General features: G+C 54.9%; 25 protein-coding genes, 1 pseudogene and 1 riboswitch. Of the genes and pseudogenes, 18 read left to right on the top strand and 8 right to left on the bottom strand.

What is annotated here, in order from left to right:
* Position 1: 1 nt before the first annotated feature.
* The 5 genes from folC (at position 2) to C8R21_RS08835 (ending at position 5,789) form a co-directional block, all read left to right on the top strand.
* A complete protein-coding gene (folC, locus tag C8R21_RS08855) occupies positions 2 to 1,330 on the top strand; it encodes a bifunctional tetrahydrofolate synthase/dihydrofolate synthase (protein ID WP_107762360.1) in 1,329 nt (442 codons plus the stop codon).
* 15 nt (positions 1,331 to 1,345) lie between these two features.
* Complete coding sequence (locus C8R21_RS08850) at positions 1,346 to 2,113, top strand: SPOR domain-containing protein (protein ID WP_107762359.1); 768 nt, start codon at positions 1,346 to 1,348, stop codon at positions 2,111 to 2,113.
* Between the two features lie 46 nt (positions 2,114 to 2,159).
* On the top strand, positions 2,160 to 2,684 hold the full coding sequence (locus C8R21_RS08845) for a CvpA family protein (RefSeq protein WP_107762358.1): 525 nt from the start codon (positions 2,160 to 2,162) through the stop codon (positions 2,682 to 2,684).
* Positions 2,685 to 2,774: 90 nt separating this feature from the next.
* The gene (gene purF, locus C8R21_RS08840; RefSeq protein ID WP_107762357.1) at positions 2,775 to 4,295 is read left to right on the top strand and encodes an amidophosphoribosyltransferase; all 1,521 of its coding nucleotides are present in this window, start codon (positions 2,775 to 2,777) and stop codon (positions 4,293 to 4,295) included.
* Between the two features lie 315 nt (positions 4,296 to 4,610).
* Positions 4,611 to 5,789: an O-succinylhomoserine sulfhydrylase gene (locus C8R21_RS08835; protein WP_107762356.1), complete on the top strand. Its 1,179-nt coding sequence runs from the start codon at positions 4,611 to 4,613 to the stop codon at positions 5,787 to 5,789.
* A gap of 147 nt (positions 5,790 to 5,936) precedes the next feature.
* On the opposite strand, the gene gspF is transcribed toward C8R21_RS08835, so the two are convergent.
* Genes gspF through C8R21_RS08815 form a run of 4 tightly spaced genes read right to left on the bottom strand, consistent with a single transcriptional unit; the run spans position 5,937 to position 11,546 of the window.
* Positions 5,937 to 7,142, bottom strand: a complete 1,206-nt coding sequence (gene gspF, locus C8R21_RS08830) for a type II secretion system inner membrane protein GspF (RefSeq protein WP_107762355.1) — start codon at positions 7,140 to 7,142, stop codon at positions 5,937 to 5,939.
* 9 nt (positions 7,143 to 7,151) lie between these two features.
* Positions 7,152 to 8,621: a type II secretion system ATPase GspE gene (gspE, locus tag C8R21_RS08825; protein ID WP_107762354.1), complete on the bottom strand. Its 1,470-nt coding sequence runs from the start codon at positions 8,619 to 8,621 to the stop codon at positions 7,152 to 7,154.
* Positions 8,622 to 8,636: 15 nt separating this feature from the next.
* A complete protein-coding gene (gene gspD / locus C8R21_RS08820; protein WP_258192326.1) occupies positions 8,637 to 10,982 on the bottom strand; it encodes a type II secretion system secretin GspD in 2,346 nt (781 codons plus the stop codon).
* A 33-nt stretch (positions 10,983 to 11,015) separates the two neighbouring features.
* Entirely contained in the window at positions 11,016 to 11,546 is a 531-nt protein-coding gene (locus C8R21_RS08815; protein ID WP_107762352.1) for a type II secretion system protein N, read from the bottom strand.
* Between the two features lie 457 nt (positions 11,547 to 12,003).
* Here C8R21_RS08815 and C8R21_RS08810 point away from each other — a divergent pair, with 457 nt between their 5' ends.
* The 13 genes and pseudogenes from C8R21_RS08810 to C8R21_RS08750 all read left to right on the top strand — a co-directional run bounded on the left by C8R21_RS08810 (position 12,004) and on the right by C8R21_RS08750 (position 22,965).
* Complete coding sequence (locus C8R21_RS08810) at positions 12,004 to 13,056, top strand: cyanophycinase (RefSeq protein WP_107762351.1); 1,053 nt, start codon at positions 12,004 to 12,006, stop codon at positions 13,054 to 13,056.
* A gap of 231 nt (positions 13,057 to 13,287) precedes the next feature.
* Positions 13,288 to 13,572 (top strand): annotated as a pseudogene (locus C8R21_RS08805) (transposase); the annotation flags it as partial.
* Between the two features lie 38 nt (positions 13,573 to 13,610).
* Positions 13,611 to 14,123, top strand: a complete 513-nt coding sequence (locus C8R21_RS08800; protein ID WP_107762350.1) for an aspartate carbamoyltransferase — start codon at positions 13,611 to 13,613, stop codon at positions 14,121 to 14,123.
* A gap of 481 nt (positions 14,124 to 14,604) precedes the next feature.
* Positions 14,605 to 15,108 (top strand): type II secretion system major pseudopilin GspG, encoded by a 504-nt coding sequence (gene gspG, locus C8R21_RS08795; RefSeq protein WP_107762386.1) that lies wholly within the window; start codon positions 14,605 to 14,607, stop codon positions 15,106 to 15,108.
* 14 nt (positions 15,109 to 15,122) lie between these two features.
* Positions 15,123 to 15,641 carry a GspH/FimT family pseudopilin gene (locus C8R21_RS08790; protein WP_107762349.1) on the top strand — a complete coding sequence of 173 codons (519 nt, stop codon included), beginning with the start codon at positions 15,123 to 15,125 and terminating at the stop codon, positions 15,639 to 15,641.
* Positions 15,610 to 16,017 carry a type II secretion system minor pseudopilin GspI gene (gene gspI, locus C8R21_RS08785; protein WP_107762348.1) on the top strand — a complete coding sequence of 136 codons (408 nt, stop codon included), beginning with the start codon at positions 15,610 to 15,612 and terminating at the stop codon, positions 16,015 to 16,017. Before C8R21_RS08790 ends, gspI begins: the two co-directional genes overlap by 32 nt.
* A 118-nt stretch (positions 16,018 to 16,135) precedes the next feature.
* Positions 16,136 to 16,756, top strand: a complete 621-nt coding sequence (gene gspJ, locus C8R21_RS08780; RefSeq protein WP_107762347.1) for a type II secretion system minor pseudopilin GspJ — start codon at positions 16,136 to 16,138, stop codon at positions 16,754 to 16,756.
* Positions 16,757 to 16,760: 4 nt separating this feature from the next.
* Positions 16,761 to 17,675, top strand: a complete 915-nt coding sequence (gene gspK, locus C8R21_RS08775) for a type II secretion system minor pseudopilin GspK (RefSeq protein WP_107762346.1) — start codon at positions 16,761 to 16,763, stop codon at positions 17,673 to 17,675.
* On the top strand, positions 17,672 to 18,928 hold the full coding sequence (gspL, locus tag C8R21_RS08770) for a type II secretion system protein GspL (RefSeq protein WP_258192325.1): 1,257 nt from the start codon (positions 17,672 to 17,674) through the stop codon (positions 18,926 to 18,928). The genes gspK and gspL overlap by 4 nt, the downstream gene beginning before the upstream one ends.
* Positions 18,925 to 19,413, top strand: a complete 489-nt coding sequence (locus C8R21_RS08765) for a type II secretion system protein M (protein WP_107762345.1) — start codon at positions 18,925 to 18,927, stop codon at positions 19,411 to 19,413. The genes gspL and C8R21_RS08765 overlap by 4 nt, the downstream gene beginning before the upstream one ends.
* Before the next feature lie 305 nt (positions 19,414 to 19,718).
* On the top strand, positions 19,719 to 20,507 hold the full coding sequence (locus C8R21_RS08760) for a choice-of-anchor N protein (RefSeq protein ID WP_107762344.1): 789 nt from the start codon (positions 19,719 to 19,721) through the stop codon (positions 20,505 to 20,507).
* 3 nt (positions 20,508 to 20,510) lie between these two features.
* Positions 20,511 to 20,801 (top strand): hypothetical protein, encoded by a 291-nt coding sequence (locus C8R21_RS08755; protein ID WP_146162463.1) that lies wholly within the window; start codon positions 20,511 to 20,513, stop codon positions 20,799 to 20,801.
* A 41-nt stretch (positions 20,802 to 20,842) separates the two neighbouring features.
* Positions 20,843 to 20,929, top strand: a riboswitch (cyclic di-GMP riboswitch).
* Between the two features lie 140 nt (positions 20,930 to 21,069).
* Complete coding sequence (locus C8R21_RS08750; protein ID WP_107762342.1) at positions 21,070 to 22,965, top strand: S8 family serine peptidase; 1,896 nt, start codon at positions 21,070 to 21,072, stop codon at positions 22,963 to 22,965.
* 144 nt (positions 22,966 to 23,109) lie between these two features.
* Here C8R21_RS08750 and C8R21_RS08745 read toward each other — a convergent pair whose 3' ends face one another.
* The 4 genes from C8R21_RS08745 to C8R21_RS08730 form a co-directional block, all read right to left on the bottom strand.
* Complete coding sequence (locus C8R21_RS08745) at positions 23,110 to 23,934, bottom strand: M48 family metallopeptidase (RefSeq protein WP_107762384.1); 825 nt, start codon at positions 23,932 to 23,934, stop codon at positions 23,110 to 23,112.
* Positions 23,935 to 24,019: 85 nt separating this feature from the next.
* Entirely contained in the window at positions 24,020 to 24,700 is a 681-nt protein-coding gene (locus C8R21_RS08740; RefSeq protein ID WP_107762341.1) for a PEP-CTERM sorting domain-containing protein, read from the bottom strand.
* Positions 24,701 to 24,713: 13 nt separating this feature from the next.
* Positions 24,714 to 25,208: a peptidylprolyl isomerase gene (locus C8R21_RS08735; protein ID WP_107762340.1), complete on the bottom strand. Its 495-nt coding sequence runs from the start codon at positions 25,206 to 25,208 to the stop codon at positions 24,714 to 24,716.
* A gap of 1 nt (position 25,209) precedes the next feature.
* Entirely contained in the window at positions 25,210 to 25,833 is a 624-nt protein-coding gene (locus C8R21_RS08730; RefSeq protein WP_107762339.1) for a peptidylprolyl isomerase, read from the bottom strand.
* Positions 25,834 to 25,841: the final 8 nt, after the last annotated feature.

The raw sequence follows: 25,841 nt of genomic DNA, 5'->3' as shown, positions 1-25,841 counted from the left end.
CATGAGCACTTTCTCCTTTGCTTCTGCAACGTTGCCAGAGTGGCTGGCCTACCTGGAACGCATGCATCCCACAGCTATCGAGATGGGCCTAGAGCGGATACGGTGCGTCCAGGCGGAACTGGGGCTCGAGCCTTCATTTTCCATCATTTCCGTTGCAGGTACCAACGGGAAGGGATCGACATGCATGATGCTGGAAGCCATTCTGAGCCATGCCGGATATCGCGTCGGATGCTATACCTCGCCCCACTTGCTGCGATATAACGAACGCGTGCGGATCAACCAGGGGGAAGCAGGCGACGATGAATTGTGCGAAGCTTTCCGTGCTGTCGAGTCGGCGCGGATGAATAGCGGCGTGTCCCTGACTTATTTCGAGTTTGGCACGCTGGCGGCCATGTACTTGTTCAGTCAGGCCGAAGTGGAAATCGCAATTCTGGAGGTGGGACTAGGTGGGCGACTGGATGCGGTCAATGTATTCAATACCGATTGCGCAGTCCTTACCAGTGTGGATTTCGATCATATGGATTATCTGGGCAACACGCGTGAACAGATCGGATTCGAAAAGGCCGGAATTTTCAGGTCGGGGAAGGCGGCGATCTGTTCCGAGCCGGATTTGCCTGTAAGCGTGCGCCGTCATGCGCAATCAATCGGCGCCAACCTCACGCATATCGGGGAGCACTTCGGTTATTCAACCGCTCCACAGTCCTGGAGCTACTGGGGGAACGGCGAGAGCAGACACGCACTCCCTTACCCAACCCTGCGCGGTGCCTGTCAGTTGAAAAACGCCAGTGCATGCCTCGCCGCGCTGGATTCCCTGAAAGATACCTTCCCGGTCACCCTGAGCGATATTCGCCATGGATTGCTGGAGGTGGTTTGGCCAGGACGGTTTCAGGTGTTGCCTGGGCGGCCGGTCACGGTGCTCGATGTTGCCCATAATCCAGGTGCAGCGCGAGCGTTTGCTGCCAGCCTTGATAGCATGGAGCGTTATCCTCGAACGTATGCGGTATTCGCAATGCTCCGGGATAAGGATATCGCCGGCGTGGTGCGGGAGGTGAGGTCCAGAGTGGATGTCTGGCTGGTATCGGGCATTGACGCTCCAAGAGGCGCGACAGTGGACGAAGTCGCCGCGCAGGTTGCCCAGGCGCTGCAAATCGCTGAGTCGGGCGCGGGGGACGCAAGTGAAGTCGCCGTGCATACCATCCGCAAGTTTCGCAATCCATCCGAGGCATATGCCTACGCCTGTGAGCAGGCAGCCAGAAATGATAGAATTTGTGTTTTCGGCTCATTCCATACCGTGGCTGAAGTGTTAAAGAATATGGTTGAGCGCAGGTAGACTTCCCGATATTTAATGGCAAAGACCCTCAGCGAAGAAGAGATTCAGCTAAGAAAGCGCGCCAGACGACGTCTGGTCGGCGCAATCGTCCTGGCAACCGCGGCAGTGGTGGTATTGCCGATGATCCTTGACAGCAAGCCTGACCGGCGCGGTCATGAAATCGACATACACATCCCGTCTGAGGATTCAGTGGAAGAGCTTGCCGCCGAATCTGTTTCCCCGGCAAATACGCCTCTCGCAACCGCTTCCTCCATGCCTCAGGCTGAGGGGCCCGAGCAGGCAGGTGCGGCATCCGGTAAGAATATAACGGCTGTACCTCCTCGTGAGACGCTTGCCTCCATCAATGAAAAGACCAGTGCAAGCCCTGCGCCTGCTGCTCCGCGGAATGAAACGGCGGCTACAAGCACTGCTCCCGCTGCTTCTCGAGTGGAAACAGCCAGTAAAAATGCCCTGCCTGCTGCCCCGCGGAATGAAAGGGCGGCTACAAACACTGCGCCCGCCACTTCCCGAGCGGAAACGGCCAGTAAAAACGCCACGCCGGCTGCTTCGCGGGAAGCATCATTTGTAGTGCAGTTAGGCGCTTTTTCTACGCCAACAAAAGCGGCCCGGCAATCGGAAAAGGTCGCTTCACAGAATTTCTCCGCCTATACTGAAATCGTGAAATCCGGCAAGGAAGAAGTAACCCGCGTGCGCGTCGGTCCTTTCGCGACACGCGAGGAGGCTGAGAAAACACGGGAAAAACTGAAGAACCTGGGATTCGAAGGTGTGGTTACAGAAAAGTAGGTGAGGATCATGAAACCCTGTACACAAGGCTACCTCGCATTCTGCCATGTTTACTGCTGATCTGACTGGCTTCGATTACGCTGTCCTGGCGATACTGATTGTGTCAATCCTGCTCAGTGTATCGCGCGGCGTTGTGCGAGAAATATTGTCCCTGGTCAGCTGGATAGTCGCATTCATGGTGGCGAATTCTTTGGCCGCAGGATTCGCGCCCATGGTGCCTTCAACTATCGGCGGAGAATCACTGCGTATCCTGCTGGCTTTCATTGCATTATTCCTGACAACCCTGGTGGCGATGGGTCTCGTGACCATGCTGATTTCAGCTTTGATCCAGACGGTAGGATTGGGTTTCACCGACAGATTTTTCGGCTCCCTGTTCGGTTTTATCCGCGGGTTGGTAGTGGTGCTGGTAATCGTGCTGGCAGCAGGTCTTACCGCTCTGCCGCAGGAGCCCTTCTGGCGAAAAGCGGTACTGAGCAAGCACCTGGAGGCTGCAGCAATGGTGGTGCTGCCGTGGTTGCCGCAGGATTTGTCCAGGCGTATCCACTATGCGGAACTGAAGCGCAAGCAATAGCGCAATAACCGAATGCGCCGGATTCCACTTGATGAACTCGTGCAACTTTTCGTATAGCGTCGATCTAAGTCATTTTTGCGGAGTGCGTCCATGTGTGGAATTCTGGGTTTAGTTTCGCATGCTCCCGTAAACCAGCTACTCTACGACGGGTTGCTGGTGCTGCAGCATCGCGGGCAGGATGCGGCCGGAATTGTTACCGCCCAGGGGAATACCTTCCACATGCACAAGAACAGCGGCCTGGTGCGCGACGTGTTTCGCACGCGGAATATGCGCGCCTTGCTCGGGAACATGGGGATCGGCCAGGTGCGTTATCCCACTGCCGGTTCCGCCGAGTCTCCTGCAGAAGCACAGCCGTTTTATGTCAACTCGCCATTCGGAATCGTACTCGGGCATAACGGCAATCTGACCAATTCCGCACAGCTCAAAGATGAGTTGTTCCGCGAGGATTTGCGGCACGTCAACACCAATTCGGATTCGGAAGTGCTCCTTAATGTGCTGGCGCACGAGTTGCAGAGGAGCACGAAGAACCACCAGCTCGATCCCGCCGCTATTTTTGCCGCCGTATCCGGTGTGCACGAGCGTTGCAAAGGCGCCTACGCCGTCATAGCAATGATTGCAGGTTACGGATTGCTCGCGTTCCGCGATCCTTATGGTATTCGCCCCCTTGTGTTCGGGTGCGCGGAAACCGAGCATGGGACGGAGTATCTGGTGGCGTCCGAGAGTGTGGCGCTCGATACCTTGGGATTCAAGCTGGTGAGGGATGTTGAGCCTGGCGAGGCGATTTTTATTGATGACAGCGGCAATTTTTACAATAAGCAGTGCGCGCCCAACCCCTCGCACAATCCCTGCATCTTCGAGTATGTCTATCTCGCACGGCCGGATTCAGTCATAGACGGAATTTCAGTCTATGAAACCCGGCTCAACATGGGAGAGAGTCTGGCCGATAAAGTCAAAGCCACGATGAGTCATCTCGATATCGATGTGGTCATTCCGATTCCTGATTCCAGTCGCCCCAGTGCTTTGCAGCTTGCCAACCGCCTGGGCATAAGTTTTCGTGAAGGTTTCGTAAAAAACCGCTACATCGGTCGAACTTTTATCATGCCGGGCCAGCAACTGCGCCGCAAGTCGGTCCGCCAGAAGCTCAATGCCATGGGCGTGGAGTTTCGCGGAAAAAATGTGTTGCTGGTCGATGATTCGATCGTACGCGGCACTACCAGCCGTGAAATCGTCCAGATGGCGAAGGAAGCCGGCGCGAACAAGGTGTTTTTTGCTTCTGCTGCACCCCCCGTGCGGTTTCCCAACGTTTATGGCATCGATATGCCTACGCGTCACGAACTCATTGCCACGGGGCGGGATGACGAGGAAATATGCCGGGAGATTGGCGCCGATCATCTGGTGTATCAGGAGCTCGATTCTCTCATTAAAGATGTACGCCGCGTCAATCCATTCATCTCTCAGTATGAGACTTCGTGTTTCGACGGGCGCTATATTACCGGGGATGTAACGCCGGAATACCTGGCCGTTCTGGAGGCGCAACGCAGTGGTAGTCCTCCTCTCACGGAGAGACGTTCCAGCACCCAACTCGACCTGAACCTGGTGACGGCGAATTAATGAAGGTTTGACAAAAGCAGGTACCGAGCGTACCTTCACAGTAGGCGCCGATTTGATCTTCAGCTTGCGGGCGCAGTATAAATTCAGCTAAAGCGGGAAAACCCGTTTTTGGCGAACGCTGAACGGGTTTTTTATTTCTATAAATTTGGTAAAAACCACCGTCTTTAGACGGTGACTTTGACTTTAAATGTGTTGACTCATGCGCGCTAGCTTGGTGCGGATAGGCGACTTTAGTCGTCTGCACCCAAGCTGCGCTAACCCACCTACTTCTAGTAGGTGGTAGTTTAGTTGGGGAATTTGAGGGAGATATCTGGCATGTCTGACGATTTCGAGCTGGAAACACTGGCGCTGCATACGGGCATACATCGCAGCCAGTTCAATGAACACTCGGAAGCTTTATTCCTTACTTCGAGTTTTGTCTTCGATAGCGCAGCGCAGGCCGCAGCACGCTTTTCCGACGCGGAACCGGGTAATATCTATTCACGCTTTACCAACCCCACGGTTACCGCTTTTCAGGAAAGGCTGGCCGCTCTGGAGGGGGCGGAAGCCTGTGTCGCCACCTCCTCCGGCATGTCAGCCATTCTAGCCTGCACCATGGGGCTCCTCCGCGCGGGGGACCATATCGTGGCTTCCCGCAGCCTGTTCGGTGCGACCGTCAGCTTGTTCAACAATATCCTCAAGCGCTTCAACATCGAAACGACGTTTGTTTCCGCTACGGACGTTTCTGCCTGGGAAGCAGCGGTAAAACCGAGCACCAGGCTGCTGTTCATGGAAACACCCTCCAATCCGTTGACCGAGATTTCCGACATTGCCGCACTGGCTGCTGTAGCAAAAAAAGCAGGTGCATGGCTCGCCGTGGACAATTGCTTCTGCTCTCCCGCCCTGCAACGTCCGCTGGAATTGGGAGCAGACCTCGTGATTCACTCTGCGACCAAATATCTTGAGGGTCAGGGCCGGGTGTTGGGGGGTGCGGTGCTGGGCAAGCGTGATCTCGTGATGGACGGGGGAATATTCGGTTTTCTGCGCACTGCCGGGCCGAGCCTGAGTCCGTTCAATGCCTGGGTGATCCTGAAGGGCATGGAAACCCTGAGCCTTCGGATGGAAAGGCATTCTGAAAATGCACTGGAAATTGCGCGCTGGCTGGAAGCGCAACCTGGCGTAGCCAAAGTCCATTATCCAGGCTTGCCATCGCATCCCCAGTACGAGCTTGCCAGCCGCCAGCAGAAAACCGGAGGTGGAATCGTTTCATTCGAATTGAAGAATGGAAGAGAAGCGGCATGGAGGGTGGTGGATTCCGTTCGCATGATTTCCATCACCGCCAACCTGGGGGATGCCAAGAGCACCCTTACCCATCCTGCCACCACCACGCATGGGCGGATCAGCCAGGAAAACCGGGATGCAGCGGGCATTACCGAGGGCTTGCTGCGCATTGCAGTGGGACTTGAGGCCGTAAAAGACATAAAGGCCGATCTCGCAAGGGGTTTGACTCAATAGAGATAGTAAGGAATCAGCACTTTCAGGAACGTCGTCACCCTTGGATTGAGCCAGACGGGCGGGTTTCCTTCTATTGATTCTGTAGTATCAGCCTCTTTTCTACACCCGTCGTCGAATAAAGGTATTGTTTTTCAGGTCGTCTCATCGCTAATGTACCAGTTGATTGATTTCCATGATGGGGAGCAGTATGGCAAGAACGATCATCAGCACGACACCCCCCATTACCAGAATCATTATCGGTTCCAGCAGCGTTAAGAAGACGCCCAGTCGCCGCTCCAGCGCCTGGGCTTCGAGCTGGGCAGCGCGTTCGAGCATTTCTTTCAGCTTGCCGCTCATTTCCCCGCTTGCGACCAGATGCACGAGCAGTGGCGGAAACACGCGGGTTTCACGCAGCGCTCTGGAGAGGCTCGCGCCTTCGCGGACCTGTTCGATAGTATTTTCGATCGCTTTACGCATGACCATGTTGCTCATCACGCGTGCACCGGAACTGAGCGCTTTAAGAAGCGGCACACCTCCTCCGATCAGAATGGAAAGCGTGCTGGCGAAACGGGATGTGTTGCTGCTGCGAATCAACGATCCCAGCCATGCGGTGCGCAGCAGCAGAGCATGCCATCGGTATCGGACGTTATCACGCCGCAGCGCGACGCGTGCGGAAAGTCCCCCGCCGGCAATGGCGATAATCAGATAAGGCCATGACATGAGAAGGAAATCACTCAATCCGATCAGCGCGCGAGTCAGGAGGGGCAGGCTCTGGCGAGAATGCTGAAATACCTGCACTACCTGGGGAACCACATACATGAGCAGGCCGGCAACAATGATAATGGCAATAATGCTCACCAGTGCCGGGTAAAGGAGCGCCAGACTGGTTTTCTGTTTTAGTGCCTGGCGTGCATCGAGATACTCGGCAAGATGTCGCAGTACCAGCGGCAAGGTGCCGGATTCTTCCCCGCCATGTACCAGCGCCCGGTAGAAATCGGGAAAACTCCTGCTGTAGCTGCCCAGCGCGGCAGAGAGGGAGAGTCCGGCAATCACCTCTGTCTTGACACCGCCGAGCACTTCGCGTGTCATCGGCTCCTCGGCGGACTCGATCAGTGCAGCAAGCGACTGCTCGACTGTCAGGCCGGCGGTCAGCAAGGTAGCCATCTGTCGTGTCAGCAGACTCAGCTCCTCCGGGCGTAAGCCTCGGACCCAGTACGCCTGGCCGCGCTCGCGAGCGCGAACCTGATCGACGGCCGAAGGCAGCAAGCCCTGCGCGCGCAACTGCGCCCGTGCCTGGCGCGCGGTATCAGCCTGCAGCACACCCGTTACTGTGCGGCCTTCGGGGTCAAGCGCTTCGTAGCGGTAAGCTTCCATATGGAACTGCTATTCGCGTGTCACACGCACGACTTCCTCCAGGCTGGTGATGCCCTGGGTAGCGAGGCGCATGCCGTCGTCACGTAACGAAGGCATTCCGGCGGAAACCACATACTCTCGCAGGTCTTGTTCGGACACGCGATCATGAACACGCCGGCGCAGATCGTTGTCAACTGCGAGCAATTCATAGATTCCGGTGCGTCCCTGATAGCCGGAGTGATTGCATGCAGCACAACCCTGTGCCTTGTATAAAATTGCGGAAGCCGAAAAAGAGCCAAGGGAAGGGGATTTTCCCATGTCCTCGTCCCAAGGCTGGCGACATTCCAGACAGAGCCGCCGCACCAGACGCTGCGCGCCTACGCCGATGAGACTCGATGCCAGCAGAAACGGCTCGACTCCCATGTCGACAAGCCGGGTCACGGCGCTTATCGCATCATTGGTATGCAGAGTCGCAAATACCAGATGGCCCGTAAGGCTGGCCTGTACCGCGATCTGCGCGGTTTCGAGGTCGCGAATCTCTCCGATCATGATGACATCCGGATCCTGGCGCAGGATTGTCCGCAAGGCTCGCGCAAACGTCATTTCGATTCGCGGGTTGACTTGGGTCTGACTGATGCCGTCAAGATCGTACTCGATGGGGTCCTCAACCGTCATGATGTTGAGCGACGCGGAATCCAGCCTCGACAGGGCGGCGTAAAGCGTGGTTGTTTTACCCGACCCGGTGGGACCGGTTACAAGGATAATGCCATGGGGCTCGCGAATAAGCCTGTCCATGCGAGTCAACGTCATTTCATCCATGCCAAGCCGGGGGAGATCCAGGCGGCCAGCCTGTTTGTCGAGCAAACGCAGTACGGCGCGTTCACCGTGGGCGGTGGGGATGGTGGATACGCGTACGTCGACTGGCCTGCCCGCCATCCTGAGTGTAATCCGGCCGTCCTGAGGAAGGCGTTTTTCCGCAATGTCGAGCTGCGCCATGATCTTGATGCGTGAGATGAGGGCGGCATGTAATGCGCGCGCCGGTTCGATCAGGTCGCGCAATGTGCCGTCCACTCGCAACCGCACAACCGAGCGTGTTTCATAAGGTTCAATATGGATATCGGAGGCCGCGTTGCGTAACGCCTGTGTAAAGAGCGCGTTGATCAGCCGGATGACGGGGGCATCATCCTGGCTCTCGAGCAGGTCTTCGACCTTTGGCAGTTCCTGCAATAACCTCGAGAGGTCTATATCCTGTGCGAGATCATCTGCGAGCGCGGCGGCGCCTTCGTTTGCGCCGTTATACAGCGCCGCAACGGTCTCATTGAACTCGTCGGTATCGATGCGTCGTGCCCGCAGGGGCACGCCCAGAACGCGACGCAACTCTGCCAGTGCCCCGGCCCGGGCTTCGCCGCGGACCACCACCTCTGCACAATCGCTGGTGACGCTCGTCACGGCCACTCCATTTGTCTTGACAAAGACATAAGGAATCCTGTCAGGCGACATTATCGCGGCCCGGTTTCAGGGTGTATTATCCATCACTCCCCCGGTATCCCAGTTGCCTTGAGCATTGGAGATATCCGGACTATCGGGAGTGACACTGTCATCAAGGATGACAGGCGGCGGTTGACGCGGCGGCAAAGTAGGCGATTCCATATCCGGAAGGACAAGATTGAACCCGGGCGTGGCTTTTTTCTGTTCGCTCAGCACCCGATCGTACTGTGCGTCAGAAAGCGGATCGGCAGCTTCGCCCGATCGCATCAGCGTCGGCCGCAGGAATACCATCAGATTGGTTTTGTTGCGTGACCGCTTGTTGTAACTGAACAATTGTCCGACCAGCGGAATCGCTCCGATCAGTGGAATTCTTTCAACCGAGTCATTTACCGTATCCTGCATCAGACCGCCGAGCACGAGAATCTGCCCGTCGTCCACGAGCACTGTCGATTCTATCGAGCGCTTGTTGGTAATCAAACCGTTGGTGGCATTGACCGTGCCGGGAACGACGCTCGAGACTTCCTGAAAAATCTGCACACGCACTGTATTGCCTTCCGAGATAAGGGGCTTGATCTTCAATGATAATCCCACATCATGGCGTGAAACAGTCTGAAACGGAGAGGTAACGGCGCCCCCCACTGGCGGAATGAATTGGCCGGTGGGAATCGGAACGTTCTGCCCGATCACGATTCTGGCTTCTTCGTTATTCAGTGTCAGCAGAGTAGGGGTGGAAAGAATATTGGCATTGGCATCCGTTTCCAGTGCCCGGATGAGCGTATGAATGTTGAGAACAGGGCCGATGCCGGGAATAGCCGTGACAAGGCCATTCATGATGCCGATAGTCAGACCGGACGCTGCATTCGCTATCGGATTCTGGGCGGTGGAGATGATACTGCCGCCCCCGGCAGTGCCCGCATTGAAATTGGTGCCACCAAAAACCTGGGTGCCGCCTTGCGCGGCATTGCTCAGATTCTGCCACTGGATGCCGAATTCTGCGGCTCTGTCGGCAGTGATTTCGGCAATCAGCGCTTCGATATAAACCTGCACGCGGCGCACGTCGAGCTTCTCTATTACCGCACGCAAATTATTATAAATAGCATCCGGGGCAGTAATAATGATCGAGTTGGTGGCTGCATCCGCCTGAATGATGCCGGGGGTGGCGGAAGTCGCAGCAGTTTGCATCGGAGCTGGGGTGACGGAAGCAGCGGGAACAGCCCCTGCGCCGAGGCTGGAGCCCGGCATGGAAGTGCCCATCGAGCCGCCTATTGAGGTACCTGATGAGGCACCCATCCCACCGCTGCTGGACGTACCAAGGGAAGACGTTCCAAAAGCCGTGCCGGTTACCTGACTCAGCCCTGAAGATGAGGAAACCGGGGATCCCATGTTGTGATAGATCGCCCTGAGGGTTTCGGCAAGCCTGACTGCATCGGCATTCTTGAGAAAAACGACGTGCATGTTGCCGGCCGCGCTGGTTGGGGAATCGAGCACTGTTACCAGTTGGCGCAGACGCGCAAGCGCTCCCCGGTTTCCGGAGCGTGCAAGGAGGGTATTCGAGCGAGCATCGGCGACGACTGTGAAACGCTGCTGGGTGGGGTCCGCGGCACCCTCGGCCTGGGACTGCGCCGATTCCGAAAACAGCCGGTTCACGGTTTGCGCGACATCGATCGCCGAGGCGTGCTGAAGAGGTATCGAGACGGGATCGGTTCCACTGGGTTGATCCATCGAATCAATTATTTTCGCCAGGCGTTGGAGATTGCTCGCGTAGTCTGTAATAACCAGCGTGTTACTGTTGGGGTTTGCAGTGATACTGTTGTTTGGAGCGATCAGCGGACGCAGAATCGGCACCATCTGCACTGCGGATTCATACTGCAGCGTAAATACCTGCGTCTGGATACGGTCACCTGCGGGCTGCCGCTGGTTCGTGGGACCAAGTGTCGGGCTCCGGTATAGCTTGGCATCACTTTCCGGAACGATCCTGATGATGCCATAATCCTCAACAACTGCATATCCATGCAATCGCAATGCCGACAGGAATACTTCGTAGACCGACGATCTCGGCACTGGCCTGGCTGAAACGATGTTGATCGTACCCTTGACGCGTGGATCGAGCATGAAATTTTTGCGGGTAATTTCGCTGACCGCTTTCACCACGCCTTCAATATCGGCGTTGACGAAGTTGAGTGTAACGAGATCCTGACCGGGAGAAGACCTGGGTTTGCCGGCGCGCAGGGAATCCGCTTCCGGCACGGCTCTCGGGGGGACGTCAATTTCCTCGACTGCCAGGGTGGCAGAGGGATTTACGGACCAGGCCTCAGTGGCCCAACCCGCCACCGCCATCCATAAAAAAACTGCACATAGCGAGCGATGCCGCATGATTTTACCTCTGTAGCCCATGAGATGACGGCATCATTCAGTTATGACTGGCGCCTGAAGTTCGTCACGCAGGTCTGTCTCCACCGGAAGAGCAGGGCCTGCAGGCGGGTTCTGACGTTGCAATGCAAGTGTTTCTCGCATTCCGTCACGTTCCAGGACAATATATTCGATATGAACCTCAGCCAATCGGAGGCCAGGAGCGACGTCTTCACCTTCGGGCACCGCAAGCGTCTCTTTTCCATCCGCTTGCAGGATCGCGTATCCCCGCCCACTCCCGGAAGCGGCGATAACCCCGAACAGCCTGATCTCAGGTCCGGCAGGAATAGCAATGGATGGCTGTTCCCGTTGTGCAATACCGAACAGATCGCTAACAGTTGATACATCTTCGGCCACTTCCATGTTCGCACGCGTCCCTGACTCGAGGTTGGGCGGAGGGTGGGGGATGAACCAAAGGCGTGTCCAGTGCAACAGTACCCCTCCAAACAGCGCGAGTGCAGCGAGGATGATCAAATATACAAGGGCTGTTTGCGCACGATTCGACCGGCCGATCGAGATTTCCGGCATTCTTTAATGCTTAACTTTTCAATACGGCTGAAGTAAAAATCGGAGAGTTTCGATCAGGGAATGGACTCTTATAACGAGTTCCTGAAAAAAACGATAGTTCATGGTGGAGATTGCTGCATACTCAGTGAGATTCGGTGATATCACTTTCTATCGGTCAGATTTCGCTGAATAGCTCATGAGCCGCAATTGTACCTTGTTCAAGCGTATTGAGGCCTGGCGAAGTTGTGCGAGTATATTCCACTTTGCTTCGGGCTGCGTATGAGCTGAATGGCTGCTAACCTGAACATGTTTATACTCTTTTATGGAATCTTTCCAGAATAGGATTAAACCTTGTTTTCATCTTCTTTTCTTCTTTTCGCTTGAAAGCATTTCGACGCCAAGGGATCATTCAATCAAAATAAGTAATAAGTAAGGGATTGGCTCTGTTTGGCGCCATCCTTCTCTTAAAGGGAGATTAATGCATATGGACATCGAAGAGGGTGGGAATAGGTCCTTTCCGCGGCTTCTTGCACACCTTGCCCTGGCCGCTGCTGTGGTTTGCGCGGCCTTTGGGGTTTTGGCAGAGCCCAAGCCCAAAGGCTATGAATATTACCTTACGGGCAACGCGATTGATGCTGTCCTGCCGCAAAGGCCACGGTCGCCGTCAACTCTCCTGATGGGCGGAGGTCCCGACGTGGACGCTGCATTCAAGTGGATGATCCAGAAGGCGGGAGGCGGCGACTTCGTGGTGATCCGCGTCCGGGGATCCGACGGCTACAACCAGTATGTCTACGACATGGGCGGTATAGATTCCATTGAGACACTGGTCATAAAGACGCGTGAGGCGGCCAGCGATCCGTTCGTGCTCGATCGGATCAAAAAAGCGGAAATTTTGTTTATCGCGGGCGGCGACCAGAGTGATTACATTAATCTCTGGAAAGGAACTGCGCTCGAAACGGCGATTAATGAACTGATTGGCCGCAATGCGCCTATCGGCGGCACCAGCGCGGGACTTGCAGTTCTCGGTCAGTTTGACTTCGTAGCGTTGAATGGCACGGTGTACTCTGACGATGCGCTGGCTGATCCTTATAACCGTCGCATGACTCTCGATCGAGAATTTCTGACTGCGCCGGGCTTGAATGGGGTAATTGCCGATGCGCATCTCGACACGCGCGACCGGATGGGGCGCCTTCTCACCTTTCTCGGGCGCACCATCCAGGACCAATGGGTGAGCGTTGAATCCGCCCGAGGCATTGGTCTGGATGTCGAAACCGCGTTGGCGATTGACAATGGCATTGCAATCCGCCTGGGTGTCGGCTCGGCATATTTTCTAAGACCCACCATTGCACCAACCGTCTGTCAAAGTGGTCAGCCCCTGACTTTCCGCAATGTCATGGTAGACAGGCTCTCGGGATCGGGATCGTTCCATCTCGGCCGGTGGGCGAGTCCGGGAAATGGCACAACCAGGTACGACCTCTCGGCTGAAACCGGTGTGTTAGTCTCGTCTCAGGCAGGAGGTGGAATCTATTAAGCGGTTTGCTTTGGCTGCCCGGAGATAACAGGATACCGCCTGTGCGCGGCGAGGAATGGGTGATGAGACCATGGCTGTCGGGGTGGCCATCAAGACAGTACTATCGAAGCGATATAGCCAATTTTCCCTTAGGCAACCGTTTTAGAATGTGGAGCAGACACATAATACTTACTGACATCCAGCATCATTCCCGCAGCCGGCGGATCGCACTGAAGCTTGCCGCCTGATGGGGGGAATGGTGCCGAATGTCCGATTGCAGATCGTGGCTACGACAGTGATGTGATCATCGAGCAGGCCATGAGGCAGGGCATGAAACCTGTCATTCCACCGAGGAAGAACCGGGCAAGGCAAAGGCCGTATGATGAGCGTCTCTACAAGCTCCGCCATCTGGTGGAAAACGCCTTTCTCCCCCTGAAACGCTGGCGGGATATTGCCACAAGATATGCCAAAAACAGTGCATCATTCCTTGCTGCCATCCAGATCAGGTGCATCGCCCTCTGGCTCAAAGTCTCGTGACTACACTATCTAACTATCCTGCACAAAAGGAGGTTGAAATGAATTTTTTTACCATCCCGTTATTAATTGCTTTATTCACGACAACAGCGGCTCAGGCTATAGAAAAGGTGGATGAGAAACGGCTTGATGAAGTTGCCGAGCGGGGCACGCATGTAATGCCGTTTGATTTGGAGAAAACGACGCATGTTTTTTCCAAGACCCCAAAGGGTGGAGTGCAGCAGGTTGTGGTTAAAGGTAAATCCGATACAGAGAAAATCAGGTTAATACGAGCCCATTTATCCGAAATTTCAAATGACTTCAAGCACGGGGATTTTTCTAAGCCAGCCCGAATTCATAGCGAAGATATGCCAGGATTGGGAGAATTGAAATCAGCAAAGCCTGGGGAAATCAAGATTGAGTACGCTGAGCTGCCTGATGGTGCCCAAATCAGCTATTCCACCAGCTCACCTAAACTGATCAATGCCATTCATCGATGGTTTGATGCCCAGCTAAGCGATCATGCGCGTCATGCTGTTCCGGGTCACCCTCATCAACATATGCATCATAAATAGCAACATAGTGATGAGATTCATGCATGTCAACTTAGGCGCAGTGTTGGAATTAGGGTCCAAAACTGGCTCAACTACCAAAATTGATTCTTAAACAAGAAAGTTATGAGACCTGCTTTTGCTGGTAACAATTGTGTTTCTGGTCGGTTGCACGGCACCACCTTCGATTCTGTCAGAGCTCCAGTATGTTGCCCCAGCGGCCCAGAAAAGTTCGCTTGCAACACTGAAAAATGGGCCAGTAATTTATTCCTGTTTGGCGAATAAGGGATATGTTTTTTTGGGATTATTGCTGATGTCACTTCCGGTGCGCCGGCGCGACTGAAAATTTTTCCCGGCGAGGCCAATGTTACGCTGCATCGAGGCGTGGATTATGAGGCAGATCGGGAGGCGTGTGTCATGGTGCAAAACCGGAATCGACAATGAACAATTTCTTGGGTAATCTTCTTTCCATTTTGTCCGTTTTTTGATGGGTATTTACGTAAAAATGATGGAGAAATCTGGTTCCAATCTACTCTCTGAAAGACAACAAGCTCCAGGCCATTTGATCGCCCCAGAGTATGGACGGCGCGGAAGGCAGAGCGGTTTTACTTTGCTCGAGGTCATGGTGGTGGTGGTAATTCTCGGAATTCTTGCTGTAATGGTGGTGCCGAAAATCATCAGCCGTCCTGACGAAGCGCGTATCATCGCAGCAAAACAGGATGTCGCCAGCCTGATGCAGATGCTCAAGCTGTACCGTCTCGATAACCATCGCTATCCCAAGACCGAACAGGGATTGCAGGCGCTGGTAACGAAGCCGACCGATCCGCCGATTCCACCCAACTGGAAAGCCGGAGGATATATCGAGCGTCTTCCGAAGGATCCCTGGGGCAATCCTTATCAATACCTGAACCCTGGTGTTCACGGCGAAATCGACGTTTTCAGTTTCGGGGCAGATGGCGCCCGCGGGGGAGACGGTAACGATGCGGATGTCGGCTCCTGGAACCTGTAAGGCCAACAGGATTCGTGACTGAGATAAGAGCCGGGGGCGGATTCACGCTCATCGAAGTGCTTGTCGCACTGGTGATCATCGGGCTTTTTGCGGGACTCATCAGCAGCATAGTGCGGCCGGACGAACGCGCTCTTCTTCGTGTCGAGGCGGAACGACTGGCCCAACTCCTTGACCTGGCGGGGACCGAGGCGCGTATGTCAGGAAGATCTCTCGCCTGGACAACAGATGGCTCGAGCTATCGGTTCTTACAGAATCAACGGGGCGCCGGTTGGTCGGAAATTCGTAATAATGATCTCTTCCGGGAACGAACGTTTCCGCAGGGCATGAAGATCGCGGGCATGTTGATCGAAATGTCGCCAGCAGATTTTATGCGACTGGAGTTCAATCCTCACGGTTCAATGCCGGCTTATGCCATAAAGATATCTTTTGGGACGGAACGCTATACGGTCACAGGATCTCCGGTCGGCGATGTGCAGGCATTGCCGGGAGAGGGAAGAGTGAATGATGAAATCATATCCCGGCAGCTGCGGTAGAAACCGTGGATTCACGCTGGTTGAGGTTCTGGTCGCATTGGCAATCATTGCGTTTGCTCTCATGGCCGCACTGCGTGCCGCAGGGCAGGGCACAATCAATGTCGGTGAATTGCGTTCGCGACTGCTGGCAGGATGGGTCGCGGAAAATCTGCTGACAGAGCAGCGTGCTCGCGGCACATGGCCGCCGCCTGGCACATATCGTGGAACAGCAAAGCAAGGAAATATGGATTTCACGTGGCAGGCGGATATTACGGAAACTGCAAATCCCTCATTCCGGCGGGTGAATATTTCGGTATTTGCGCCTGCCGGAGAATCGCACCGGCTTGCGCATCTGACAGGATATCTGGCGCAACCGGCAATCCCGGGGAATCCGTGAGCAAGCTTGTCGGGAGACAGCGCGATGGCAGTTCGCAGGAGTGGAAGATTGCTGTTCAACTTTCCTATGACTTCTTGCGTTCATGTCCTCGACGAAGAAGGTTTCATAATCCTTTTCCATGAAATCCATGCGTAAAACCAGTTTTCGGGGATTTACCCTGATTGAACTGCTGGTTGCGCTGACTGTTCTGTCTTTGCTGGCAGTGATGTCTTATCGTGGACTTGGGGCGATACTCGAGGCGCAAGAGTATGTCAAGTGGGAAACTGAAAAATGGCGCCGCATAAATTTATTCCTCACAAGGTTTGAACGTGATGTGCAACTTGCGATACCGCGCCCGATTCGAACCGCCTCCGGCGTCTTGCCGGCCTGGCGTGGAGTGATAAAAGCGGCGCCCGATGGGGGCTTGTTGCCCTACATGGAATTCAGCCGTCTGGGCTCCATCGAAGAAACGGATACTGCACGGCGGACCGCCTACCAGCTGAATGATAAACGGGAAATCGAGCTTTGGTTGTGGCCGAGTCTTGATATCGGTCCCCGGACAGTAGCCATGCGTTATCCGGTATTGGCGGGGGTGGCGAAAATGGAGTTGCACTATCTTACTGCAAATCGTGCATGGGTGAATGCTTGGCCAAGTGGAGCGCCTGACACGCCGGTGTCTACGATTTCTTCCATTCCTCAGGCCGTGCGCCTGCGCATTGCGCTAGCCTCGGGAGAGGAAATAGAACGCATTTTCCAGTGAAACCATGAGAACAGGACAACGTGGGATAGCAGTCGTGCTTGCCATGGGTGTCGTTGCCCTCGCGTCGATAACCGCAACAGCTATCATTACCTCTCAGGGTATCTGGTCACGGCAAAGCCAGCTTGCGCATGATTACGTTCAGGCGCAGGCGATGGTCAAGGCGGGGGTGGACTGGGTTCGAGCCGTGCTGAACGATGACAACCGGATGGGCAGCGTCGATCACCTGGGCGAACCCTGGGCATTGCAAATTCCGGCGATGCCCGTTGAAAACGGTGAACTCACGGGCCACATCCACGATCAGCAGGGCTTGTTCAATCTGAACAACCTGGCTCCCGATGGAAAAATCAGTGCGGCACAGCTTGCTCACTTCAAGCGCTTGCTGGCCTTGCTCGATTTGCCGGATACGCTTGCCGATGCGTTGGCTGACTGGATAGACGTTGACAGCGAACCGCGTCCGCAGCATGGCGCCGAGGATGAATATTACAGTGTGCTGAATCCCTCTTACCTTACTGCCAACAGACCCCTGACCGATGTAGCGGAACTGGCCCGTATTCGCGGTTTCAACAGGGATATACGCGCCCGCTTGCGCCCGTTCGTGACGGCCCTGCCGAATTTTACCACTGTCAATGTCAATACCGCGCCCCCCGAAGTGCTTGCTGCCATTGTTGAGGGGCTGGGAATTGGAAATGCCCGCACATTGACTCTCCAGCGCGCGCGCGCCCATTTTCGCGATCAAGCCGATTTTCTGAACCGTCTTCCCCAGGGCGCTGGGGTAGAGGAAAGCGATATTGGAACCAGTAGCAATTATTTTCTCGCGACACTCAGCGTAGCCATCGGCGAAGCGCAGGCCGAGGGAGTGGTTCTCCTTAACCGTGATGAGGGGGGGTGGCCGGCTATTGTCTGGCGTAAATATTCATGAGTCTGCTAAGAATCCGGTGCCATCTTCTGGAGGAACCATTGAGTTGCCAATGGATATGGATTGGCGATGATGGACTGCCCTTGACAGGAGAAGGGCAGATAGCTGATCTGCCGAAAAACGCGAGTTCTGTCCAGTTGATCATTCCAGCTGCCCAGGTTTTGCTCACACGGGCTCGCTTACCTGACGCTGCCAGGCGGCAGACTGGATCAGTACTGGCTTTTGCGGTTGAAGAAGAGATGCTGCGTGAACCTGACGCTAATCAGGTGAGCTGGATCGGTTCCGCTGGAGACGAAGGCATACTCGCGGCAGTGGATAAAAAAGGGCTGACAGAGTGTCTCGATGCGCTTCAGGCGGCTGCTATCCCGGTGGATGAAATTTACTGTGAAACACTGTTATTGCCATGGACGCCGGGAGAATGGAGTTTCGCCTGGGATGGCCAGGAAGGTTTTGTGCGCACCGGCGAGTTTGAAGGGGGAGCAACAGATTGCGGAGATGACGCATCTCCTCCGCTGTCATTGCATCTCATGCTGGAAGATGCGGAAAGGCATGGAGCGAGACCGGCATCCATCGTGCTCTATACAGTTGAGCCTGAAGGCGCAATGACATTTGAGGGGAGTGCCGGGGGGACCATGAAGAACCCTGCGGCAGCGCCGGATATCGAAGCGTGGCAACGCGTGCTCAGTATTCCTGTATACATTGCGGGGACCTGGGATTGGCGCAGGGCACCGCAATCCAGTATCAGTCTGCTGCAGGAACGCAAACGCTGGCCTTTTTTCAGTGGGCTTTTTTCACGTCTGCGGCCAGCAGTCTGGATCGGCGCGGCAGCGTTGGTGATCCATTCCCTGGCCGTTGCCGCTGACTGGGCCTTACTTGCCAATGAAGAGCGTACCTTGCATCAGCAAATGGAAACCCGGTTTCGCACCATATTTCCGGCTGCGGTCGCGGTAGTGGACCCTGCGCTACAGATGCGCCGAAAGCTCGCCGAGGCGCGGCATGCGGCAGGAGTGCCTGATACCGCCGATTTCTTGCCCATGATCAAAACAGTGGGACCGGAATTGAACGAATTGGCTCCTGGCAGTCTGCGTGCGGTTTCCTATGATAGCGGGAGAATAACGCTTGAGTTGGCCGCTGAGGAAGGGCTCGCGAACCGTATTGCTGCTCAATTGCGGGAAAACGATCTGAGTGTCGATATCAATCCGGCGCCGGCAGATGCGGGAGGCGGAGTCATTGTGCTCGTGGTGAGGACCCCGTGAGGGAACGGCTGCGGAAAGCATGGGAATCACGCTCTCCCCGGGAGCGGCGGGTGATCATAATATTGGGGGTGATTTCGAGCGCGGTACTTTATCTGTGGCTGGTCAGCGCCGCGGACAGGGCACGTACCCGGTTGCGCTCGAGCCTTCCACAACTGCGCGTCCAGGCGGAAGAGTTCGAGCAGCAGGCGGCCGGGTACGAGCGTATAAAGGTTACCCCATCCCCGCCTCCGTCATCCGGCGATTTGCATACTCTCATGCAAACCCAGGCAGATGTCCTGGGGCTTTCCCATGCTTTGAATGGCATCGATACGCTGGGGAATGATCAGGTTCAGATCACGTTTACGGCTGTGCCATTCGCGGATTGGCTTTCATGGCTTGCAGGGATGCAACAGCATGTCCGTCTTGAAACGGCGCGAGTCGAAGCGCTCCCTGAGCCTGGCAGGGTGAAAGTCATCGCAATATTCATTCTCCAGGGCGCGGGGTGATGCCTGTATGGTAACAGCATTGTCCCCTCGTTTAATTCTCGATTGAGAGCTCTGATCGAGATAAAAACGAGCGCCAGTCCTGCCTGATTTTTTATTGTTTTCGATTCTCCTCGCGTGGTAAGGCAATAGCGCCCTATGCTCTTGTCGAATTTCCTTACACTTCTGCTTGGCTATCAATAGGAAGGAATAAAAACCTTAATTAAATTAAGGATTACATGGAGATGGACATATTGGCACAAAAATTGCTTATCTATTGTTGTAGTGAAGCATTCTAACAAACATAACTTAAACAAGAGGGAAAAGTCATGAAGCACGCAGCGATATACGCGGGAATCGCAGCATTGTTTGCCACCAGCCACGCCTGGGCTGTCCCTATCCTTCAGATTGGGGCTCCAGCGGGGGCGGGTGACAAAGGAATCTACGCAGATTACCAAGGCAAGACGACCGATCCGAAAGAAGAAAATACCGCTATCACTTCCGGAAATATATTATATGTCGGAGGTATTTACAAAGATGATGGGGTGCAGTTGCTTGGGGGGAAATTCGGGAGTGTTGATTGGTCTGATGTTAACAAAGGAACTTTTCCTAGCGTCTTCAATGGCCATGGCGCAGTACTGCTTGTATCCGTACCCGATGGACAGTTAGCGGATGCAGTCGGTTCTTTGACAGTTAACGGTAATTTCGCATTCTATACAAACGCGACGCTGAATTTTTTTCCCGATAACCATACTCCGGTAAAGGCGGGGAGTGCAGATTTTCTCTTTTTTGATATTGGGAATTTTACGAAGACTGCGGGGGCAGTGCCGAATTTTGAAACAGAAAATGACTTCAAGGCTGGCGAGATCAAGGAATTAACCCTTGGAGGCTTCAATGCTGTCGATTGGGCGCACTTCGATGTAATGGCGCTGCAAACCAGTGGCAAGGAGAAAAAAGGGCAAACTACGCTAACAACCTCGCTTGAGAAGGACCCTGGTTCCCATGACGTTACCTGGAAAAATGCCGGTACCTTTGCCCAAGAACTGCCGGAACCGGGAACGCTAGCGCTTCTCGGCTTGGGTCTACTGGGTCTGGGCGTTTCACGCAGATACAAATAATAATTGACTGTTTTCACCTTTGCAAACCCGCTTCGCGGGTTTGCCGCTTTTGGGATGAATAGAATATGTGAAAGCATGGAAATGAGTGGCAGCATTATCTTTTCTCCTGGAAACCTTCAAATCACTCTCCCCAATCGTTGCAGCAAAAATCGCCATGGCTGCAAAATAAGCAAGAAGTTTGCTTTGCAAGAATTGCAAATCTCGAAATTTTCGGGTGGTTTAGATCAGCAGCATTTTTCATCTCCAGATAAAGCAGCGAACAGAATCATTTTTGTGCAGTTGCTTTACCCATAGACCCTATGGGTGGTTCAGATACGATAACACTGCAATTTTTAATCTGTAAAAGGCAAACCTCGCGAAAGCGGGGGACGCAAAGTCATCGGTCTACCGGGCAAAGGCCCCAGGACGGCAGGACTGCCAGATAATGCCATTTTCTTGTCAATTCTTTGACTGACGAGAAGCTATTAGAGAGTGCTGGCTGGATCTTAATGCTCCGGCTCAGTGCGCTTTTCGACATCCGGCCTATCTAGGCGGTTCCGCCTCCCATAAGAGGAGGAACTACGTGAACATCAACCATAAGGCGCCTGCAGCCGGCTCAAGGAAGCCAGTTTCGGAGCAGTTAGCTTCGGGCATTATTCAATCAAGCACTTCCAACTCGCAGCACATCTCCAAGCCTTGGCATCACCTTTTGGGGGGAATATTGGCAGTTTTCCTGGGGCTGGCCCCGGCTATTTCCAGTGCAGAGCCTCCGGAGGGCAGGGGGCCTGGAGTGAAAAAGCCGCTTGGCTGGGCGAAGGGTCGCATCCTGGTCATGCCGCGCGCCGGATTGCCGGAAAAGGAACTGGCAAAGGTTCTGGGCGAACATGGCGGCAAGGGCAGGAAGATCGGGCAGAGCAATCTGTACATCGTGGACTTGCCGGGCAATGCTTCGGAGAAGGCAGTCGCGGCACGGCTGGCGCATCATCCGGCTTTCAAGTTTGCTGAGATTGACCAGGAAGTGGAACCTGCGCTCATCCCCAACGATCCCTACTATGGCAGCGCCTGGCATTTACCCAAGATTGGAGCCCCGTCCGCCTGGGACGGCTCCCTGGGCAGCGGTGTGACCATCGCCATTCTGGATTCCGGGGTTGACCCAAATCACCCTGATCTCTCACTCCAGCTTGTTCCGGGCTGGAATTTCTACGAGAACAACTCCAACACATCGGACGTTTATGGGCATGGAACGAAGGTTGCAGGATCAGCAGCTGCCATGGCAAACAATGGCCAGGGCGTTGCCGGGGTGGCTGCGCAGGCTAAAATAATGCCTGTCCGGGTAAGCGGAAGCAATGGGTATGCTACCTGGAGTGCGATTTCTCAAGGGCTCATCTATGCGGCAGACCGCGGAGTTCGTGTCGCCAACGCCAGCTTCCTGGGGTTGACCGACAGTTCGAGCACCCGCAGCGCAGCGCAATACATGAAGGATAAAGGTGGTCTGGTTATCGTGAGTGGCGGAAATACAGGGGTGCTCCAGAATTATGCGGTAACGACATCGATGGTAGCGGTAGCCGCCACAGAGTCGAACGACTCCAGAGCCAGTTGGTCGAGCTACGGAAACTACATCTCTCTTGCCGCGCCTGGCGCTGGAATATGGACGACGACTAGGGGTGGCGGTTATGGCGCGGCTTCCGGCACGTCGTTCTCCAGCCCGGTAACGGCTGGCGTGGTGGCACTCATGATGGCGGCCAAACCGGCATTACCCAATACCCAGATCGAGAGCCTGCTGTATTCCACGGCGGTGGACTTGGGTACGGCCGGGCGCGATCCCTATTATGGCTATGGACGGGTCGATGCTGCGCGTGCTGTGCAGGCGGCGGCCGCAGCAGTGGTCGCCGGAGATACACAAGCACCTGCGGTTTCCATTACCTCCCCTGCTGGCGGGTCAACCGTGACGGGCCTGGCTGGAGTGAATGTGACAGCTACCGATAATGTCGGGGTGACGCGGGTGGAACTGAGAGCAAACAGCACGACGGTGGCGGTTGATACCTCGGCGCCGTTCACCTTCACCTGGGATTCGACGGGTGTGACCAACGGCATGGTAAGTCTGGTCGCTTATGCGTTCGACGCAGCCGGCAATTCCAAGGCTTCGACTGCCTTATTGGTGAACGTGGCAAACGGAACGACCACGGTGATCAAGGATGCCACTGCTCCGCAGGTGAAGATAATCAATCCGGTGGCAGGCAATGTCTCGGGCAACAACGTTCCAATCAGCGTGAATGCGAGCGACGATAGCGGCGCCTCGGGAATCACCCATATGCTCTACATCGACGGTGCGCTCAAGGCTACCGGAAAGGGAAGTACGCTGGGTTACAACTGGAATATACGCAACGTTGCGGCAGGCGCACATACTGTCCAGGTAGTCGCCAAGGATGCGGCGGGAAATAGCGCATCCTCATCCGTCCCTGTGACGGTTATCAAGTAGCGGTAGCGGGTAGGCCGTTCTTCTGGGTTGGTAAAGCCGGGCCGAAAGGAAGGAGGACCGGCTTTGTTTTTGTTTCCCGGAGTGAGGCGGTGGCTTACCGACGCAAGCAGCTTGCTTTGAGGCCGGTTAACCCAATTTTAGCCGTCACCGGCGGGCTGCTTCGTAAAGTGGCATGACGACTGGCAGCAGCGACTCGATCTGCTGTACGCGGGTGGAATCAGCAGGGTGACTGCTCAGGAACTCGGGCAGTTGTCCTCCCGCATTGGCATTGATCATTTTTTGCCACAGTGTGACCCCGGCTCGGGGATTGTAACCAGCACGGGCTGACAATTCCAGCCCGATGCGATCCGCCTCGGCTTCGTCCGTGCGGCTGAAGTGGGTTGCGATGAATGCCTGATACCCGATGCCGGCGATCTGGGCGGTGGTCTGGCTGAGGCCGAACACTGCGGTTCCCACCCCGAGTGCCGTTTGCGCCGCAATGGCCTGCGACACCTGCTCGCGCGAGTGCTCGCGCAGGGCGTGGGCAATTTCATGTCCCATCACCACAGCGATTTCTTCATCTGTCAATTTGAGCTGATTGATCAGCCCGGAATAAAACATGATTTTTCCGCCAGGCATGCAAAAAGCATTAAGCTCATCGCTGTCGATCACATTGACTTCCCAGTTCCACCCGGGAGCGTCCTTTCGGAATATGCCTGTTTGCGGTTCGATGCGACGAGCGATAGCGCGCACTCGTTCCAGCAGTTTTTCATTGGTATTCAGGGCGCCTTTTTGGGTCGCTTCTGTTTTCAGCTGGGTATAGCCTTGCGCTGCCGTTTGCTCCAGCTGTTCCGAGGATATGAGCAAAAGCTGGGAACGGTTTGCCCCAACCGCACCGCCTGCCGTGGTGGTAGCGCAACCGGAAAGCATTGCCAGCCAGGCACTGATCGATAGCGCGATGAGGAGCCTGAAGGTGGACAGGATGGACATGATTTCTCCCGATAAAAGATAAACTGTATAAGACAGCCCGCGGCGGCCATTCCTTGGCGGGTTCGAGCGCAATTCAACCTGCAATTCAGTCATTACGCCGGCGAACAAAAGCCAGACCGACGGCAGCAAGGCTGAACAATGCAAGTGTTCCGGGCTCGGGAACCGCAGTGGAACGATAGTGGAGCGCCTCCACGGCATCCAGTGTATAGGCTTCTGGAAAGCCCTGGACGATGTTACCCGCGGCAGTGATTCGGAGGTAGCTGAACGCATCCAGTTGGAGGTCTGCAATGTCTACATCGGCAGCGCAAGGCTGCTGAAGAGAACATTTAAAATACGACAAATCCCCGGCGGAGAACAGGGCGTTCATGAAGTGTGTCCCATCCGCGCTTATTTCCACGTTGACCCCGTCCCGGAAGCTGAGCGTGTCGTACAACCGCAGATCCGCTCCGGGCCCATCCACCACCTCACCGCTGCTGAAGTGCAAAATTATGGACCCGGGTATTCCGGCTGAGCCACCCAGTCCGAGCACCGCTCCATCCAGGGCCGTTACTGCACGGGCATCAAAAACGCCTTCTCCCGACCGGCCGGTATAAACGCCACCGCTATCGTCCTCCACACCGTAGATGCTGTCAGGGAAACTACTGTTTCCGGGGGTAAAGCTGACTACCGTGTCTGCAAAAGGGAGGGCGTGCAAAGCCGGAGCCGCCAGCCACAGCGCGATCGCAAATCCAAGCGAGAAAAAAGTTTTAGGTGCGGACGTGTTCACGATGTTAACAGCGTTATTGAATTATCTCTGCCTTCTCCAGTATTGCATTTTCTACTGGCACATCCTGATGACCGCTGCGTGTCCCCGTTTTAACTTTTTTGATCTTGTCCACTACATCCATGCCTTCTACCACCTTGCCGAACACGCAGTAGCCATAGCCTTGCGCTGTGGGCGACTTATAGTTCAGAAAATCGTTATCCTTGACATTGATGAAAAATTGACCGGTTGCTGAATGGGGATCAGAGGTGCGCGCCATGGCAATCGTGTATTTGTCGTTCTTGAGACCATTGCCTGCTTCATTTGCAATCGGGGCGCGAGTCTTTTTCTGGATCATACCCGGTTCGAAACCGCCCCCCTGAATCATGAACTCGTCAATCACGCGGTGAAATATCGTGTTGTCGTAATACCCGCTATTTACATAGTCTATAAAATTCTGGACAGTTACCGGTGCTTTTTCATGATCGAGTTCGAGCATGATGTCGCCGTAGTTGGTGTGCAGTCTGATCATATCAATCCCTGTTTTGTGGGTGGATGGGAGAGGCGAGAGACGGGTTTGCAATAAGTCTCATTTCCTCAATTACTATGGTTTCCTTCGGCACATCGGCTGGAAATGGTCCGCCGGAATCGGTGGGGACAGCAGCGATCCTGTTGACTACGTCCATTCCCTCGATGACTTTGCCGAATACGGTATAGCCATAGCCGCGGGGAGTGGGCGAGGTGTAATTGAGAAATGTGTTATTGGCCACATTGATAAAAAACTGGGCGGTGGCTGAGTGGGGGTCCATGGTACGCGCCATTGCAACCGTTCCAATCTCATTCCTGAGGCCGTTGCCCGCCTCATTCTCAACAGGAGGCCTGGCAGGTTTCTGCTTGAAAGACTTGTCGAATCCGCCGCCCTGGATCATGAATCCCGGGATAACACGGTGGAATATGGTGCCGGTGTAGTGCCCATCCTTCACATAGCGTAAAAAATTGTCGACGGTTTTTGGGGCCTTGTCGGGATAGAGCTCTAGTACTACTTTACCGAGACTGGTTTTTATTTCAACCTGCGGGTAGCTTGCCGGGGAATTCGCGGCAAGAGCGGTGAGGCTGAAAGAGAGCGCAAAGGCTGAGAAAACTTTGAAAACATGCATTAGCTTGG

The organism is Nitrosospira multiformis (assembly GCF_003050865.1).
Taxonomy (GTDB): Bacteria; Pseudomonadota; Gammaproteobacteria; order Burkholderiales; family Nitrosomonadaceae; genus Nitrosospira; species Nitrosospira multiformis_E.
Note: the sequence above shows the minus strand (reverse complement) of the source record. Positions and strands in the feature narration are given on the sequence as shown.

Coding starts and splice junctions, on each gene's coding strand:
- gspJ (WP_107762347.1), top strand. CDS start 16,136: ATGAAATCCATGCGTAAAACCAGTTTTCGGGGATTTACCCTGATTGAA.
- C8R21_RS08835 (WP_107762356.1), top strand. CDS start 4,611: ATGTCTGACGATTTCGAGCTGGAAACACTGGCGCTGCATACGGGCATA.
- gspF (WP_107762355.1), bottom strand. CDS start 7,142: ATGGAAGCTTACCGCTACGAAGCGCTTGACCCCGAAGGCCGCACAGTA.
- C8R21_RS08735 (WP_107762340.1), bottom strand. CDS start 25,208: ATGATCAGACTGCACACCAACTACGGCGACATCATGCTCGAACTCGAT.
- gspI (WP_107762348.1), top strand. CDS start 15,610: ATGATGAAATCATATCCCGGCAGCTGCGGTAGAAACCGTGGATTCACG.
- C8R21_RS08760 (WP_107762344.1), top strand. CDS start 19,719: ATGAAGCACGCAGCGATATACGCGGGAATCGCAGCATTGTTTGCCACC.
- folC (WP_107762360.1), top strand. CDS start 2: ATGAGCACTTTCTCCTTTGCTTCTGCAACGTTGCCAGAGTGGCTGGCC.
- gspK (WP_107762346.1), top strand. CDS start 16,761: ATGAGAACAGGACAACGTGGGATAGCAGTCGTGCTTGCCATGGGTGTC.
- gspL (WP_258192325.1), top strand. CDS start 17,672: ATGAGTCTGCTAAGAATCCGGTGCCATCTTCTGGAGGAACCATTGAGT.
- purF (WP_107762357.1), top strand. CDS start 2,775: ATGTGTGGAATTCTGGGTTTAGTTTCGCATGCTCCCGTAAACCAGCTA.
- C8R21_RS08815 (WP_107762352.1), bottom strand. CDS start 11,546: ATGCCGGAAATCTCGATCGGCCGGTCGAATCGTGCGCAAACAGCCCTT.
- gspG (WP_107762386.1), top strand. CDS start 14,605: ATGATGGAGAAATCTGGTTCCAATCTACTCTCTGAAAGACAACAAGCT.
- gspD (WP_258192326.1), bottom strand. CDS start 10,982: ATGCGGCATCGCTCGCTATGTGCAGTTTTTTTATGGATGGCGGTGGCG.
- C8R21_RS08730 (WP_107762339.1), bottom strand. CDS start 25,833: ATGCATGTTTTCAAAGTTTTCTCAGCCTTTGCGCTCTCTTTCAGCCTC.
- C8R21_RS08810 (WP_107762351.1), top strand. CDS start 12,004: ATGCATATGGACATCGAAGAGGGTGGGAATAGGTCCTTTCCGCGGCTT.
- C8R21_RS08850 (WP_107762359.1), top strand. CDS start 1,346: ATGGCAAAGACCCTCAGCGAAGAAGAGATTCAGCTAAGAAAGCGCGCC.
- C8R21_RS08845 (WP_107762358.1), top strand. CDS start 2,160: ATGTTTACTGCTGATCTGACTGGCTTCGATTACGCTGTCCTGGCGATA.
- C8R21_RS08800 (WP_107762350.1), top strand. CDS start 13,611: ATGAATTTTTTTACCATCCCGTTATTAATTGCTTTATTCACGACAACA.
- gspE (WP_107762354.1), bottom strand. CDS start 8,621: ATGTCGCCTGACAGGATTCCTTATGTCTTTGTCAAGACAAATGGAGTG.
- C8R21_RS08745 (WP_107762384.1), bottom strand. CDS start 23,934: ATGTCCATCCTGTCCACCTTCAGGCTCCTCATCGCGCTATCGATCAGT.